Origin of the sequence: Streptomyces albidoflavus (genome assembly GCF_000719955.1) — a bacterium.
Taxonomy (GTDB): Bacteria; Actinomycetota; Actinomycetes; order Streptomycetales; family Streptomycetaceae; genus Streptomyces; species Streptomyces albidoflavus.
Map to the genome: position 1 here is coordinate 102,834 of NZ_JOII01000011.1, position 14,531 is coordinate 117,364.

Genomic DNA, 14,531 nt, shown 5'->3' on the forward strand with positions numbered 1-14,531 from the left:
CCGCGCCCTGTCATGGGGAGACCCGGTCCACCCGGCCCACCCCAGGAGGCAGCAGTGAGCACCGTTCCCCCGTACTCCCCCGTCCGTGCCGCCCAGGGCACCACGCTCAGCTGTCTCGGCTGGCAGCAGGAGGGCGCGCTGCGGATGCTGATGAACAACCTGGACCCGGAGGTGGCCGAGCACCCCGAGGAGCTGGTGGTCTACGGCGGCACCGGCAAGGCGGCCCGGAACTGGGAGGCGTACCACGCGATCGTGCGGACCCTGCGCACGCTGGGGGACGACGAGACGCTGCTGGTGCAGTCCGGCAAGCCGGTCGGGGTGCTGCGGACCAGCGAGTGGGCGCCGCGCGTGCTCATCGCCAACTCGCACCTGGTCGGCGACTGGGCCAACTGGGAGGAGTTCCGCAGCCTGGAGCAGCGCGGGCTCATCATGTACGGCCAGATGACGGCCGGTTCGTGGATCTACATCGGCAGCCAGGGCATCCTCCAGGGCACCTTCGAGACCTTCGGCGCCGTCGCCCGCAAGCGGTTCGGCGGCAGCCTCGCCGGGACGATCACCCTCACCGCCGGGCTCGGCGGGATGGGCGGCGCCCAGCCGCTCGCCGTCACCATGAACGACGGCGTCGCCCTCTGCGTCGAGGCCGACCCGACCCGCATCGCCCGCCGCCTGGAACGCCGCTACCTGGACGTGGCCGCCGACGACCTGGACCACGCCCTGCGCCTGGCCACCGAGGCCCGCGACGCCCGCCGCCCGCTCTCGATCGGCCTGGCCGGGAACGCCGCCGAGGTCTTCCCCGAACTGCTGCGCCGGGGCGCCCCGATCGACATCGTCACCGACCAGACCTCGGCCCACGACCCGCTCGCCTACCTGCCCGAGGGCGTCACCGTCGAGGAGTGGCGCACGCTGGCCGCCGCCGACCCCGCCGCCTTCACCGAGCGGGCCCGCGCCTCCATGGCCCGTCACGTCGAGGCGATGGTCGGCTTCCAGGACGCGGGCGCCGAGGTCTTCGACTACGGCAACTCGATCCGCGACGAGGCCCGCAAGGGCGGCTACGACCGGGCGTTCGCCTTCCCCGGCTTCGTCCCCGCCTACATCCGGCCGCTCTTCGAGGAGGGCCGCGGCCCGTTCCGCTGGGCGGCGCTCTCCGGCGACCCGAAGGACATCGAGGCGACCGACCGGGCGCTGATCGAGCTGTTCCCCGACAACACCCACCTGCACCGCTGGCTGAAGCTGGCCGGCGAACGCGTCACCTACGAGGGACTGCCCGCCCGCATCTGCTGGCTCGGCTACGGAGAACGCCACCGCGCGGGACTCCGCTTCAACGAGATGGTCGCCTCCGGCGAACTCTCCGCCCCCGTCGTGCTCGGCCGCGACCACCTCGACTCCGGCTCGGTCGCCTCCCCGTACCGCGAGACCGAGGGGATGCTCGACGGCTCCGACGCCATCGCCGACTGGCCGCTCCTCAACGCCCTGGTCAACACCGCCTCCGGCGCCACCTGGGTCTCCCTGCACCACGGCGGCGGCGTCGGCATGGGCCGCTCGATCCACGCCGGCCAGGTCTGCGTCGCCGACGGCACCGCCCTGGCCGCCGCCAAGCTGGAACGCGTCCTCACCAACGACCCCGCCATGGGCGTCCTGCGCCACACCGACGCGGGCTACCCGCACGCGAGCGAGGTCGCGCGGGAGCGCGGCGTACGGGTGCCGATGAACGAGGGGTGATCCGGCCTCGGTACTGGTGGGCTCGCGTGTTCAGCTGTCGCGAGGTGCCGGTGCGGTGAAGACCGGCTCGGTGAGGTGCGGCGGAATGCCCGTGCCGTCGAAGGTCCTGCCCGAGCGGGTCAGGAACTCCTCGTTCGGCAGCCAGGCCACCATGCCGTTGGGGAGCTTGGGCCCTGGGGCGGTACTGGTCGCGCAGGGCGTGCCAGTCGATGCCCTTCGCGGAGAAGAAGGGGTAGTTCTCCTCGAAGGACTGCCAGAAGACGTCAAAGGCGGCGAGCGGATCCTCGGGGGCGGGACGCGTGCAGGCGTCGGGCAACTCCGGGATCCGGCGCAGGCCCCGGTCGCCGACGGAGCCGTCCACCCGCAGGGAAGCGCGGTCGCGGCTTCCTCGGGTGCGCACAGTGAGGACGGTGCCGTCGGGTGTGGTGTAGGTCCCGGGGCCGGTCCGCTGTGCGGAGTCGCCCTTGAGGCAGCTGACGGCGGTGGTCTGGTACTCCTGGAAGGTTCCGTTCCGGATGGAGAGCACGGTGCCGTAGCCGTCCGTGCGCCAGATTCCGTCGGTGGCCGGCTGGTGGGCGGTGGCGGCCGGGGCGGCCGGGCCGACGAGGGCCAGTGCGACGGCGGTGGCCGTGACCATGCGCACGATCTTGCCTTCTCTGTAGGCGACTTGCTCGGGGCAGCCCCACGGTCGCCGACACCGCGTTCTCCCGGCCATCCGGCTGTCCGGTCGGTCGACGGTGGGGCCAGCCCCCGCCACCGGCGATGCCCGGGGTGACCGCGTTCTCGCCATGCACCTCACCGCCCGGCATCCGCGCACCGGTGAGCTGCTGTCCACCGTGAGAATTCCCGGTGCGGACCCTCGCCGCCGCCCGTAAACTTCAGCGCGATCTTGAGCGCGAGCTGACCTACGAGAGGCTGCGCGCCGCCGAGGCCATGATCCGGCGGCCCGGCGGGTACGGATGGCCCCGAGCCTGGAGGAGGCGCCGATGCACGCGTCAGAGGGGGTCCGGGCGGTGGCCGTGGCCAGGTCGGTGGCGGCCTCGCTCGGCCTGACCGCCGACGAGGCGGCCGTCCTGCACGACTCGAACAAGCTCACCCTGCGACTGCTGCCCGCCGACACCCTGGCGCGGGTGGCACCCGCCGACGACCAGGTCGCGGAGTTCGAGGTCGGCCTGGCCCGGCGACTCACCGAGGCGGGCTGCCCGGTGGGCGCGCTCGACCCCCGCGTGGAGCCGCGCGGGTACGAGCGGGACGGCTTCGTCGTCACCCTGTGGAGGTACTACGCGCCGGCGGCGGGCGAGGTCACCCCGGCCGCGTTCGCCGCCGCGCTGGCCCGGCTGCACGCCGGGATGCGCGCACTGGACGTACCGGCGCCCCGGTACACCGAGCGCGTCGAGCGGGCCCTGCGGTTCCTCGCCGACCACGCGCGCACGCCCGGGCTCGCCCCGGCGGACCGGGCCCTGCTCCAGGAGACCCTGCGCTCCACGGCGGAGTGGATCGCCGCCCGGGGCGCCCCCGAACAGCTGCTCCACGGCGAACCGCACCCGGGCAACGTCCTCGCCACCGCGCAGGGCCCGCTCTTCATCGACTGGGAGACCTGCTGCCGGGGCCCGGCCGAGTTCGACCTCGCCCACGCGCCCGAGGAGGTCGGGGCCCATTACCCGGGCGTGGACGTGGAGTTGCTGCGCCGCTGCCGGCTCCTCGTGCTGGCGGTCATCACGGTGTGGCGCTGGGACCGCGAGGACCTCTTCCCGGACGGGCGGCGGATGGGCGAGGAGTGGCTGGCCCGGATCAGGGCGGCGGCCGGGCGGGAGTGACCCGCACCCTTCAACAGTTGCGTAAACAGACAACTATGCTCGGCGTCATGGACGATGCGACGACCCCGCGCCCCGCCGACGCCGCGACCGAACCCGCCGTACTGGACGACGGCCCCGCCGCCGGGCTCCGCCTGCGCGTCACCGGCCGCCCGGCCATCCTCCAGGTCACCCGCGCGTGCGAGACGGAACAGGCGCCCGGCGAGCGGGAGTTCGGCGTGAGCGAGGTGCACGTGTACCGGCGCGACTGGCGGGTGAAGAACCCGCCCCTGCGGTACGGATACGACCCGGCCAGTCCGTGAGCCGGGCCGTCACGCGGCGGGCGGGACCGGGCGCTCGGTCTTGGCCTCCTCGGCCGGGGTGGCGGCGGCCCCTTCCTCCTCCTTCAGCGCCCGCGCCTCGCTCTTGAGGATGCGCAGGGAGCGGCCCAGCCCCCGCGCCGCGTCGGGGAGTTTCTTCGAGCCGAACAGCACGATGACCACGAGGGCCACGATCAGCAGATGCCAGGGCTTCAGGGCGTTGGCGTACACGGCGGGCCCGTCCTCTCCTCGTACGGCGCGGGCCCCCGGGGGTGACCCCGCCTCGTCAGTTGCTAGATTGCGCAACCATAACAACGACGGGCTACGGTGAGGCGGCGGGGATGGCACGGGCGCACAGGCACAAGGACCGCCGGGCCGGGCGGCGCGGGCGGGAGAAGCCCCGCCGGCCGCTGCGGACCGCGCTCCTCGTCGGGCTGTCGCTGGCCGTGCTGACGGGGGCGGGCGCGGGCTGGGCCTACCTGCGGCTGGGCGGCAACATCGACACCTTCGGCGCCGACGGCCTCTCCGACCACCGCCCCTCCTCGGCGGCGCTCGGCCAGAACGTGCTGGTCATCGGCTCCGACTCGCGCTCCGGCGAGAACAGTTCGCTGGGCGGCGGCGAAGGGGAGGTGGGCCGCTCCGACACCGCCTTCCTGCTCCACGTCTACGCCGACGGGAAGCACGCCGTGGCCGTCTCCATCCCCCGGGACACCCTGGTGGAGATCCCCGCCTGCAAGCTCCCGGACGGCAGCTGGACCGAGCCGCGCCGACAGGCCATGTTCAACGCCGCGTTCTCCGTCGGCGAGACCCCCGAGGGCAACCCCGCCTGCACCCAGAACACCGTCGAGAAGCTGACCGGGCTGCGGGTCGACCACACCGTCGTCGTCGACTTCCAGGGCTTCGCCGCCCTCACCGAGGCCGTCGGCGGGGTGCGGATATGCCTCCCCGCCGACATCCACCAGGGCGACCTCGACCCGAACCGCGCCACCCCGGGCAAGCGCGTCTTCCGCAAGGGCGTCCAGGAGGTCCAGGGCCAGGCCGCGCTGGACTACGTACGGCTGCGCCACGGTGTCGGCGACGGCTCCGACATAGGCCGGATCAAACGCCAGCAGGCCTTCGTCGGCGCCCTGGTCAAGAAGGTGCGCGAGGACGGGCTGACCCCCACCCGCCTGCTGCCGCTCGCCGACGCCGCCACCCGCTCCCTCACCGTCGACCCCGGCCTCGGCTCCGCCGACCGCCTGATCTCCTTCGCCATGTCGCTGAAGAACGTCGAACTGGACGACACCCGTTTCGTCACCGTCCCCTGGCGGTACGAGGGGGCCCGTGTCGCCGTCGTCCAGCCCGAGGCCGACGCCCTGTGGGCCGCCCTCCGCGCCGACCGGCCCCTCGACGAACCGGAGTCGGGCGGCGGCAAGGGCAAGGACAAGGGTGAGGACGCGGAAGAGGAGGAGGTCGACGGGGCCGGGATCGCGGTCGCCGTCGCCAACGGGACGACCGTCACGGGGCTCGCCGCCCGCGCCGCCGAGGCGCTGAGCGCGCACGGCTTCACCGTGACCGGGACCAGCACGGCGGCGGAGCAGGGCGGTACGGCCACCGTCGTCCACCACGGCCCCGCCGACCGCGCGGCAGCCGCCACCACCGCCCGCCTCTTCCCCGGCGCGAAACTGGCCGCCTCCCCGGACCCGGGCGTACGCGTCACGGTCGGCCAGGAGTACGCGGACGCGCCCTCGCCCGGCCCGTCGCCGAAGCCGTCCAAGGCCCCCGGCGAGGACGCCCGTTCCGCCGCCGACGACATCTGCTCCGACCTGAGCTACGGCTGAGGGCGCCCGGGGCGCCGGTGGAGTCGCCGGAGCAGCCGGAGGTCACACCGCGCCGCCCGCCCGCTCGTGCCGCCTGCGGGCCAGGACGAGGACGAGCGCGTACAGGGCCAGCACGGTGGCGAGCAGGGCGTAGTACAGCGGGGGCAGGGTGCCCATCGCGAGGAGCGGGCCGAGCGGGGAGAGCGGGAGGAGGACGCCGATCACCGCCAGTCCGAGGGCGGCCCGGTGGACGGGCCCGGTGGACCGGCCCTCGGCGGCGTGGCGGCCGCCGCGCAGGATGACCATGACCAGGGCCTGGGTCAGCAGGTTCTCGGTGAACCAGCCGGCGTGGAACGCCTCCTGGGAGGCGTGGGTGTCGTGGGTGGTGAGGGCGAGGACGCCGAAGGTGGCCACGTCGGCGGCGGCGTTGATCAGGCCGAACCCGGTGATGAACCGGAGGAAGCCGCGCGGCCGCAGCCGGATCGGGCGGCGCAGCACGGCGCGCGAGGGGCGTTCGTAGGCGAAGGCGAGCTGGGCGGCGTCGAAGCAGAGGTTCTGGACCAGCACCTGGGCCGGGAGCATCGGCAGGAACGGCAGCAGCAGGGCGGTGGCGAGCATCGCGAAGACGTTGCCGAGGTTGGAGGAGAGGGTGATCCGCAGGTAGGTGCCGATGTTGCCGCCGCTGTGGCGCCCGGCGGTGATGGCCCGGTCGACGGCGGCCAGGTCCTTCTCGGCGAGGACCACGTCGGCGCTCTCGCGGACCGCGTCCACCGCCCCGCGCGGGCAGAGGCCGACGTCGGCGGCGTGCAGGGCGGGCAGGTCGTTGACGCCGTCGCCGAGGAAGCCGACGGTGTGCCCGCCGGCCCGCAGCGCGGCGACGACGCGGGCCTTGTGCCCGGGCCCGCACCGCGCGAAGACCGTCGTCCGCCGGGCCACGGAGCCCAGTTCGGCGTCGGTGAGCCGGTCGGCCTCCTCGGCGGTGAGGACCTGGCCGGGGTCGAGGCCGAGGTCGCGGCAGACCTGGGCGGCGGTGCCGGGGTGGTCCCCGGTGAGGATCTTGACGCCGACGCCGCGCCCGGCCAGTTCGCCGAGGGCGTCGGCGGCGGTCGGGGCGAGGGCGTCGCCGAAGGTGAGCAGGCCCCGGAAGGTCAGGCCGCGTTCGTCGGCGTGGGTCCACTCGCCGGGCCGGGCGTCCCGCTCGGCGACGGCCACCGCGAGGAGCCGGGAGCCGGCTGCGGCCTCGGCGGCGGCGAGGCCGAGCAGCCGCTCCCGCTCGTCCGGGCCGAGGGCGCACCGGTCGAGGACCTGCTCGACGGCGCCCTTGACGACGAGGGTGTGGCGGCCGAGCCGGCCCGGGGTGCGGACGACGGCGGTGGACAGGCGCCGGACCGGGTCGAAGGGGAGCGCGGCGATGCCCTCGGGCCCGTCGGCGGCCTCCTCCCCGGCGGCCTCCAGGACCGCTTCGTCCAGGGCGTCCGGGACCGGCAGGTCGGCGAGGTGCAGCGTCCACCAGGCGTTGGCGGCGGCCCACCGCAGCACCTCGGGGTCGTCGCGGCCCTCGGCGTCCAGGGCGCGGGTGACGACGGGCCGGTCCTGGGTGAGGGTGCCGGTCTTGTCGAGGCAGAGCACGTCGACGGCGCCGAGGTCGTGCAGGGCGGGCAGCCGGGTGACGATGACCCGGTGCTCGCGGGCGAGGCGCGAGGCGCCGCGCGCCAGGGCGGTGGTCACCACCACGGGCAGCATCTCGGGGGTGAGCCCGACCGCGACGGCCACCGCGAACGGCAGCGTCTCCAGGCCGCGCCCGTGCAAGGCCGCCCCGGCGACCAGCACCAGCGGCGGGGTGAGCAGCATGAAGCGGATCAGCGTCCAGGAGATGCCGTGCACCGACCGGTCGAAGGCGGTGAACCGCCGCCCGTCGCCCGCCCGGTGGGCGGCGGCGAACCGGGTGCCCGCGCCGGTCGCGGTGACCAGCGCGGTGGCGCTGCCGTAGGCGACGCTGCTGCCCTGGAAGCAGAGGTGCGGCGGCGCGAACGGGCCGGGCGGCGGCGCCCCCGGCTCCTGCACGGCGTACTTCGCCACCGGCGCCGACTCCCCGGTCAGCGCCTGCTGATGGACGCTGAGCCCGGTCGCCCGCAACAGCCGTACGTCGGCGGGGACCAGGTCGCCGGGCCCCAGCCGGACCACGTCACCGGGGACCACCTCGCCGACCGGGACCTCCCGCGCCTGTGGCGCGGCCTCGTCACCGGCCCGGCGGACCACGGTGGCGGTGGTCGGGAGCAGGGCCCGCAGCAGGCCGACGGAGCGGTCCGCCCGGTGTTCGCCGGTGACCCGCAGGACGCAGCTGACCAGCACCAGGGAGCAGATCACGGTGGCCGTGCCCCAGGCGGCGACGACGGCGGAGAGCACGCCGAGGCAGAGCAGCACGGTGGTGAAGGGGTCCCGCAGGCTGCGCAGCAGGCGGCGGCGCCGGGTGATCCGGCGCCGCGCCGGCAGCGCGTTCTCGCCGTGCCGGGCGAGCCGCCGGGCCGCCTCCTCCTCGGTGAGGCCGCGCGGGCCGCTGCCGTGGGCGCGCAGCAGCTGGAGCGAGGTGAGCCGGGTGGCGTCCGGCGGGGCGGGGGGCTCGGGGGCGGGCGGCTGGGGTGGTACGGGTGCGACCGCCCGGCAGGCGGCCGCCCGCTCAGCCACCGGCTCCACGCAGGCGCCCGGGCCGGCCGGCCTCGGCGGCCTCCTGCTCGGCGAGCCGCCCGACCATCGACTGGACGACGGTGACCACGTCCGGGTCGTCGACGAAGTAGACCTGGCGGCGGCCCTCGCGCCGGGAGCGGACGAGTCCGGCCAGCTTCAGCTTGGTCAGGTGCTGGCTGACGGCCGGGAGCGCCCCGCCGACCCGCTGGGCGAGCCCGCTGACGTCGCTCTCCCCCTCGGCCAGCGCCCAGACGATGTGCAGCCGCGCGGCGGACGACAGGAGCCCGAAGGTGGTGGCCGCGGCGGCGAGCACCTCGCCGGACGGGTCCTGGAACCCGGTGTCCTGCGCCACTGTCGCCCTCCTTCTCCCGCCTCGCCGGCCCGCCACCCGGCGGCGGGGCCAGTCTAGGCGGCGCCTCCGACAGGCCGGGCCGCCGCCAGGTGCGGGCAGAGCAGGGCCGGGTCCGCCTCACCCCGCCCGCCGCACCACCCCCGCGAACCGCCCGGCCACCGCGCCCCACGCCTCCGCCGCCCCCGGCTCGTCCGCGAGCGCGTCCCGGTGCAGCGCCTCCCGCTCGTACCCGTACCGCCGCAGCCGCTCCTCGTTCCACCGCAGGATGCCGGCGGCCTCGGCCTCGGGGTGGAACTGGACGCCCCACGCCCGCTCCCCCACCCGGAACGCCTGGTACGGGCAGCCCTCGCTCTCGGCGAGCCAGCGGGCGCCCTCGGGGAGGCGGGTGATGGCGTCCACGTGGTTCTGGATCGCGGTGGGGCGGGGTGGCAGGCCGGAGAAGAGCGGGTCACCGGCGGAGTCGGGGCGCAGCCGCAGCGGGGTCGAGCCGAACTCGGGACGGCCGTGCTCGCCCCGCACCTCGCCGCCCGCGACCTGGGCGAGGAGCTGCCCGCCGAGGCAGATCCCGAAGTACGGGGTTCCCTCGTCCAGGGCCTGCCGGGCCAGCGCGCGGGTGGGGGCGAGCCAGGGCGCGCGGTCGTCCTCGTCGGGGAGGTAGCCGCCGCCGAGGACGAGGAGGGCGGCGTGGTCGAGCCGCCGGGGCACCGGTTCCCCGTCGTACGCCCGGACGAGGACCGGGGTGACCCCGGCCGCCGCCAGCCAGGGCGCCCACCGGCCGGGGCCGCCGCGCGGGAAGTTCTGGATGACCAGTGCCGTCGTCGCTGTCGCCGTCACGCCCGGGTGCCCCTTCGCCGCCGCATCGCCGCCGGAGCGCCCGGTGGCCGGCCGCCCAGTACACAGCGGCGCGGCCGGAGGAGTCCACCCCCGGCCGCGTGCGCCCCGGTACCCGCCACCGTCACAGGGCGGGCCGGTTCAGGGAGGTCCGCTCAGGCGGCGGGCCGGTCCGTGCGTTCGACGACGTCCGCCTGCTCGGGGCTGCCCACGAAGACGTGCTGCCGGGAGTGGCTCAGGAAGGCGAAGATCCACGACACCAGGGCACGCGCCTTCTGGCTGGCTCCGGAGAGCAGCGCCAGGTGGACGGCGAGCCAGACCAGGAAGGCGGCGGGCCCGCGCACCAGCCGCCGGCCACGGCCGAGTTCGGCGACGGCCGAGCCGCGCCCGATCATCGCCATGTAGCCCCGGTCCTTGTACCCGAACGGCTCGGTCGGCCGCCCGGCCCGCTGGGCGAGGATGTTGCGGGCGGCCCAGCCCCCCGACTGCTTGGCGACGGAGCCGAGCTGCGGCAGCCGCTCGTCCCGGTCGTCGGTGATGTTGGCGGCGTCCCCGAGCACGTACACGCCCTCGTAGCCGGGGACGGTGAGGTCCTTGGCGACGTCGATGCGCCCGCCACGGCCCTGCGGCATCCCCGACTCGCGCAGCAGCTTCCCGGCCTTCAGGCCGCCGGCCCAGATGACCAGGTCGGCGTCCATGGTGGCGCCGTCGGCGAAGCTGAGCCCGTCCTCGCGCACCTCGGTGACGGCCGAGCCGAGCTTGAGCCGTACGCCCCGCTCGACCAGCCGGCTGGCCGCGTACGCCTGGGACTTCTTGCTGAACCCGCCGAGCGTCCGGTCGACCATGTCCACCAGCGCGACCGAGCACCGCTTGGCCAGGTCGCCCGCGAAGAGCTTGGGGACGACGTAGTTGATGGCGTCGGCGATGGCCCCCGCGGTCTCCACCCCGGTGGGCCCCGCCCCGACCACGGCCACGTTCATCGACTTCTGCTCGGTGTCCTTGTCGGCCTGGTCGAGCAGGGCGACCAGCTTGGAGCCGAGCCGGGTGGCGTCGGTGGCGGAGTAGAGCGGGTACGCGTTCTCACGGGCGCCCGGGGTGTCGAAGAAGTTGGCCTCGGCGCCACAGGCGACGATCAGCGCGTCGTCGGCCTCGTACACGGTCCCGTCGGTGAGGGTGATGGTGCGGCGGCCGGGATCGACGGCGGCCACTCCGGCAGTGAGCACCCGGACCGACGGCTGCCTGCGGAAGATCGACCGCAGCGGCCTGGCCAGCTCGGACACCCCGATCTGGGCGGTGGCCAGCTGGTAGAGCAGCGGCTGGAACTGGTGGTACCCGTGCACGTCCACCAGCAGGGTCCGCACCCCCGCACGGCCGAGCTTCGTGGCGGCTTCGATGCCCGCGAAGCCGCCTCCCACGACGATGACCTCGTACGTCTCTGCCATGCCTTCACGCTATGCCCGCTCCCCCGGGGGTGCATTCCGGGTGACTTCGGAGAGTGAGCGGCCCGGCACCGTGCCGGGTCCGCCACGACGCCGGTGAACTGCGGCGCGCGGGTCCCGCCGCGCCGGGGAACTACCCCTCCCCGTAAGGCGTTTGAGGACTATGGAGACCAGAATGCGGAAGGGCTACCAAGGGACCGGACCCGGCGCGATCACCCCGGACGGATGCGCCGTCGAGCTGTACTCCCGGCTGCCGATCGGCACGGAACCGGAGATCATCGCGGCGGCGATTCCGCCCCGGGCGCACATCCTGGAGCTGGGGTGCGGCGTCGGGCGGATGACGCACCCGCTGGTGGAGCGCGGGTTCACGGTGACGGCGGTGGACGAGTCGGCGGAGATGACCGACCGCGTCCTCGGCGCCCGCACGGTGTGCAGCCCCATCGAGGAGCTGGAGCTGGGCGAGCGGTTCGACGTCGTCCTGCTCGCCTCGTTCCTGGTCCACGCGGGCGACGCCGAGGTCCGCCGCGGCCTGCTCCGCACCTGCCTGCGCCACCTCGCCCCCGGCGGCACCGTCCTCATCCAGCGCGAGGGCGAGGACTACCACACCGACGTCCCCCGCGAACGCGTCGACCCGGCCGGCTTCACCCTTCGCATCGCCTCCGACGAACCGATCGGCGACGGCGTCCACCGCGTCCGCTGCGAGTACCTCTTCCCCGACGCCGAATGGACCCAGACCTTCCTCTCCCGCCCGATGACCCGGCAGCAGTTCGAGGACGCCCTGTCCGAGGCGGGACTCCAGGTCGACAGGTACCTGACGGAGGACCGGATCTGGGTACGGGCGGTGGCGGCGCCGGGCGCGTCCCAGTCATGACCCCCGTCTGACGGGGCACGATGTCGGCATCATCGCGAGGCGGACGACGAGGAGTGCTCCCATGATCGAGGCCGAGAACATCAGGGACTGGCGGGACCACAACGTCGTGGACGCGGAGGGGAACAAGATCGGGACCCTGGAGTCGGTCTACGTCGACACGGTCAGCGACAGCCCGTTCATGATCGGCATCGTGATCGGCCTGCCGACCCGCCGGCGCATCACCTTCGCGCCCCTGGAGAACGCGGTCGTCGCCCCCTCGTACGTGAAGGTGGCGTGGCCCAAGCAGCTGGTGAAGGAGGCGCCCACGATCAGCACCGACGGGGAGCTCCTCGCCGAGGAGGAGCGGGGCATCTTCGACCACTACGGCCTGGAGTTCGGCGTGGGCCACAGCCGGCGGCTGGCCCGGCGGTGAGTCCCGGCCGGGGCCCCGGTGGCCCCGGCCCGGCCCGGGTCAGCCCTGGAGCTGCTTCGGGTCGACCACCTCGTCCGCCGGGGGCTCCTCGGCGTCGACCTTCTTGTTGTAGTCGGTGAGGGTGGTCTCGCCCGGATTCTCGCCGCCCTTGTTGACGGCCTTGAGAATGTACGGCTCGCCCTCGGTGGCGACGTAGAGGATGAATTCCTCACCGTTCTCGGCCTTCTTGGTGAGGGTCAGGGCGGATTCACCGTTGACCTCGGTCTCCTTGCCCTTCTTCATTCCCTTGCGTTCGGACTTGTCGCTGTCGAGGGCGGCGACGACGGCCTGCTTGTCGCACATTCCCTCGGTGCCGGCCTCGTCCGCGTCGGACTTGACCCACTTGCCCGCGAGCTTGTCGACGGCCTCGTCGGAGGAGGCGCCCTGGGCCTTGAGGATGTTCTCCCAGAACGCCTTGTCGGCGCGGACGTAGACGGCCTGGCCGACCTGGAGCACGTCGGCCTTGGCCTCGGGGCCGGTGAGGGTGCCGGTGCAGTTGTCCTTGTTGTCGACGCTGAAGTCGAGCTTCATCTCCTGGCCCTGCTGCTTGCCGGCGCCGGTGATGTGGACCGACTCGGCGTCCCGGGTGGCCTTCACGGCGGCCGCGGCTATCTCGTCGGCGCTCTTCCCGGCGAACGGGCCCTTGTCGTCCGAGCCCGCCGAGCCGCCCCCGCCCTCACCGCAGCCGGCCAGCACGGACACGCCGAGCGTGACGGCGCCGAACAGGACGAGAACCTTCTTCGCGGACATAGAAATCCTCCCGTGGAAATACTGCAAAGCGTGAGCACGAGCGTGAGCGTGAAAGCGCGGGGGAGCCGGTCCCGGAATTCACCGGGACCGGCGGAATCGCCCGCTGAAGCCCACCTGCCCGCGATGCACGTGAGGATTCCGGGGAAATTTCGTGCCGTCGCGATCGCGCCACGAACGAGCATGTCCGGCCAGCTCTCCGGAATTGCGGAATGAAATCCTCCGCCTATTCCCCCTCACCCCCGCCCGGCCACCACCTCCGTCGGCTTCGCGCATACGCAGAAGAGGTTGGACTCCGGGTCGGCGAGGATCACGTAGTCGTCCTCGGGGTCGTCCGTGACGTGCTCGACCGGGCGGGCGCCGAGCGCGGTGAGGCGGGCCACCTCGCCCTCCTGGTCGTCGGTGTAGAGGTCCAGGTGCATCTGGTCGCGGGCGGTGACCGGGGTCAGGGCCCGTTGCAGCGAGAGGTTGACCCGCTCCCCGTACAGGACGCGGAAGTCGTCGCCGGGGCCGGTGGAGGAGGGGGCGAGGTCGAGTGCCGCGCACCAGAAGCGGGTCATGGTGTCGAGATCGGCGCAGTTGATGACGGTGGAACCGAGTCGGATACCCATGGCGCCCCACCTTCCCCGCCCGGCGCGACACGACCGCGCAGCCGCGCCGGACGCCGCTCCGCCGTCCCCACGACCAGCCCGGCGACCACCGCGACCGCCCCCACCAGATGGCCCGCGCCGGGCGCCCCCGTCCCGAGCACGGCGGTGGTCGCCACGGCGCTCAGCGGCACCAACCCGCTGAACAGCACGGCCCGTTCGGCGCCGATGAGGTCCAGCGCGGTGAACCACAGCACGTACGCGACGGCCGTCGCCACCGCCCCCAGCCAGACCACCGCCGCCAGCTCCCCGGGCGTCGGCAGCACGTACGCCCCGGTGGCCACCACCCCGGCGAGGCAGAGCGGCACGGCGGCCGTGCAGGCGTACGCGGAGACCCGGAGCGCCCCCAGCGGCGCCACCAGCGGGGCCGCGACCAGCGCGAAGACGACCTCGGCGGCGAGCGCCACGACCGCGAGCGCCAAACCGGCCCCGCCGGCCGGCGCCCCCAACCCGTGGGCCGCCGCGACCCCGGCCGCGACCAGCAGCCCGGCCACGACGACCCGCCCGTTGGGCCGGGCGCGGGCCAGCAGCGGGGTCAGCACCCCGACCACCAGCGGGGCGGTGCCGACGACGACCCCGACGAACGCCGGGTCGGTGTGGTGCCCGGCGGCGGTGGCGGCGACGTTGAAGCCGACCATGCCGAGGCCCGCCAGGACCAGGACGCGCAGCCACTGCGCGGGGGTGAGCCGGGGCGCGGGGCCGGGCGGCCCGAACCGCCGGACGAGGAGGTGGAGGAGGACGGCGGCCAGCCCGAACCGCAGGGCCTGGCCGGCGAAGACGGGATGGTCGCGGAGGGTGCCGAGCACGGCGACGGAGCTGCCGGCCAGCGTCATGGAGAGCGCGGCGAAGGCGCTGCCTCGAATCATGCGCCGAAGCT

At 74.5% G+C, this 14,531-nt stretch carries 15 protein-coding genes and 1 pseudogene; 6 read left to right on the top strand and 10 right to left on the bottom strand.

The window, feature by feature from the left end; translation table 11 throughout:
* The first annotated feature begins 54 nt into the window (after positions 1-54).
* Positions 55-1,719, top strand: coding sequence for a urocanate hydratase (gene hutU / locus IF45_RS0114790; protein WP_003949747.1), 1,665 nt, complete (start codon positions 55-57; stop codon positions 1,717-1,719).
* A 30-nt stretch (positions 1,720-1,749) separates the two neighbouring features.
* Here hutU and IF45_RS33905 read toward each other — a convergent pair whose 3' ends face one another.
* Positions 1,750-1,872, bottom strand: coding sequence for a hypothetical protein (locus IF45_RS33905; RefSeq protein ID WP_256129235.1), 123 nt, complete (start codon positions 1,870-1,872; stop codon positions 1,750-1,752).
* 10 nt (positions 1,873-1,882) lie between these two features.
* Positions 1,883-2,362, bottom strand: a pseudogene (locus IF45_RS33910) (S41 family peptidase); the annotation flags it as partial.
* A gap of 343 nt (positions 2,363-2,705) precedes the next feature.
* Here IF45_RS33910 and IF45_RS0114800 point away from each other — a divergent pair.
* Together IF45_RS0114800 and IF45_RS0114805 are read left to right on the top strand one after the other, a co-directional pair.
* Positions 2,706-3,536 carry a phosphotransferase family protein gene (locus IF45_RS0114800; RefSeq protein ID WP_015507431.1) on the top strand — a complete coding sequence of 277 codons (831 nt, stop codon included), beginning with the start codon at positions 2,706-2,708 and terminating at the stop codon, positions 3,534-3,536.
* 35 nt (positions 3,537-3,571) lie between these two features.
* Positions 3,572-3,835 (top strand): hypothetical protein, encoded by a 264-nt coding sequence (locus IF45_RS0114805; RefSeq protein ID WP_008407811.1) that lies wholly within the window; start codon positions 3,572-3,574, stop codon positions 3,833-3,835.
* Between the two features lie 9 nt (positions 3,836-3,844).
* Here IF45_RS0114805 and tatA read toward each other — a convergent pair whose 3' ends face one another.
* Entirely contained in the window at positions 3,845-4,063 is a 219-nt protein-coding gene (gene tatA / locus IF45_RS0114810; RefSeq protein ID WP_015507432.1) for a Sec-independent protein translocase subunit TatA, read from the bottom strand.
* A 110-nt stretch (positions 4,064-4,173) separates the two neighbouring features.
* Here tatA and IF45_RS0114815 point away from each other — a divergent pair, with 110 nt between their 5' ends.
* Complete coding sequence (locus IF45_RS0114815) at positions 4,174-5,652, top strand: LCP family protein (RefSeq protein WP_015507433.1); 1,479 nt, start codon at positions 4,174-4,176, stop codon at positions 5,650-5,652.
* A gap of 42 nt (positions 5,653-5,694) precedes the next feature.
* On the opposite strand, the gene mgtA is transcribed toward IF45_RS0114815, so the two are convergent.
* The 4 genes from mgtA to IF45_RS0114835 all read right to left on the bottom strand — a co-directional run bounded on the left by mgtA (position 5,695) and on the right by IF45_RS0114835 (position 10,941).
* A complete protein-coding gene (gene mgtA / locus IF45_RS0114820) occupies positions 5,695-8,325 on the bottom strand; it encodes a magnesium-translocating P-type ATPase (protein ID WP_003949741.1) in 2,631 nt (876 codons plus the stop codon).
* Positions 8,309-8,668, bottom strand: a complete 360-nt coding sequence (locus IF45_RS0114825) for an ArsR/SmtB family transcription factor (RefSeq protein WP_003949740.1) — start codon at positions 8,666-8,668, stop codon at positions 8,309-8,311. Before IF45_RS0114825 ends, mgtA begins: the two co-directional genes overlap by 17 nt.
* Before the next feature lie 117 nt (positions 8,669-8,785).
* A complete protein-coding gene (locus IF45_RS0114830; RefSeq protein WP_037638065.1) occupies positions 8,786-9,502 on the bottom strand; it encodes a type 1 glutamine amidotransferase in 717 nt (238 codons plus the stop codon).
* 152 nt (positions 9,503-9,654) lie between these two features.
* On the bottom strand, positions 9,655-10,941 hold the full coding sequence (locus IF45_RS0114835) for an NAD(P)/FAD-dependent oxidoreductase (protein WP_003949738.1): 1,287 nt from the start codon (positions 10,939-10,941) through the stop codon (positions 9,655-9,657).
* Positions 10,942-11,113: 172 nt separating this feature from the next.
* On the opposite strand from IF45_RS0114835, the gene IF45_RS0114840 reads away from it, so the two are divergent.
* Both IF45_RS0114840 and IF45_RS0114845 read left to right on the top strand, forming a co-directional pair.
* Positions 11,114-11,809, top strand: coding sequence for a class I SAM-dependent methyltransferase (locus tag IF45_RS0114840; RefSeq protein ID WP_003949737.1), 696 nt, complete (start codon positions 11,114-11,116; stop codon positions 11,807-11,809).
* 61 nt (positions 11,810-11,870) lie between these two features.
* Positions 11,871-12,221, top strand: coding sequence for a hypothetical protein (locus IF45_RS0114845; protein ID WP_008406012.1), 351 nt, complete (start codon positions 11,871-11,873; stop codon positions 12,219-12,221).
* Between the two features lie 39 nt (positions 12,222-12,260).
* Here the strand turns inward: IF45_RS0114845 and IF45_RS0114850 are convergent, their stop codons facing one another.
* The 3 genes from IF45_RS0114850 to IF45_RS0114860 form a co-directional block, all read right to left on the bottom strand.
* Complete coding sequence (locus IF45_RS0114850) at positions 12,261-13,010, bottom strand: hypothetical protein (RefSeq protein WP_003949735.1); 750 nt, start codon at positions 13,008-13,010, stop codon at positions 12,261-12,263.
* Positions 13,011-13,243: 233 nt separating this feature from the next.
* Positions 13,244-13,618, bottom strand: a complete 375-nt coding sequence (locus tag IF45_RS0114855; RefSeq protein ID WP_030307819.1) for a VOC family protein — start codon at positions 13,616-13,618, stop codon at positions 13,244-13,246.
* Positions 13,564-14,520 carry a DMT family transporter gene (locus IF45_RS0114860; RefSeq protein WP_008406010.1) on the bottom strand — a complete coding sequence of 319 codons (957 nt, stop codon included), beginning with the start codon at positions 14,518-14,520 and terminating at the stop codon, positions 13,564-13,566. Before IF45_RS0114860 ends, IF45_RS0114855 begins: the two co-directional genes overlap by 55 nt.
* Between the last annotated feature and the right edge of the window lie 11 nt (positions 14,521-14,531).

Excerpts from the sequence above, each read along its gene's own strand:
- IF45_RS0114860 (WP_008406010.1), bottom strand. The coding sequence starts at position 14,520 with ATGATTCGAGGCAGCGCCTTCGCCGCGCTCTCCATGACGCTGGCCGGC.
- IF45_RS0114845 (WP_008406012.1), top strand. The coding sequence starts at position 11,871 with ATGATCGAGGCCGAGAACATCAGGGACTGGCGGGACCACAACGTCGTG.
- IF45_RS0114815 (WP_015507433.1), top strand. The coding sequence starts at position 4,174 with ATGGCACGGGCGCACAGGCACAAGGACCGCCGGGCCGGGCGGCGCGGG.
- IF45_RS0114850 (WP_003949735.1), bottom strand. The coding sequence starts at position 13,010 with ATGTCCGCGAAGAAGGTTCTCGTCCTGTTCGGCGCCGTCACGCTCGGC.
- IF45_RS0114835 (WP_003949738.1), bottom strand. The coding sequence starts at position 10,941 with ATGGCAGAGACGTACGAGGTCATCGTCGTGGGAGGCGGCTTCGCGGGC.
- IF45_RS0114840 (WP_003949737.1), top strand. The coding sequence starts at position 11,114 with ATGCGGAAGGGCTACCAAGGGACCGGACCCGGCGCGATCACCCCGGAC.
- IF45_RS33905 (WP_256129235.1), bottom strand. The coding sequence starts at position 1,872 with ATGGTGGCCTGGCTGCCGAACGAGGAGTTCCTGACCCGCTCGGGCAGG.
- IF45_RS0114800 (WP_015507431.1), top strand. The coding sequence starts at position 2,706 with ATGCACGCGTCAGAGGGGGTCCGGGCGGTGGCCGTGGCCAGGTCGGTG.
- IF45_RS0114855 (WP_030307819.1), bottom strand. The coding sequence starts at position 13,618 with ATGGGTATCCGACTCGGTTCCACCGTCATCAACTGCGCCGATCTCGAC.
- IF45_RS0114805 (WP_008407811.1), top strand. The coding sequence starts at position 3,572 with ATGCTCGGCGTCATGGACGATGCGACGACCCCGCGCCCCGCCGACGCC.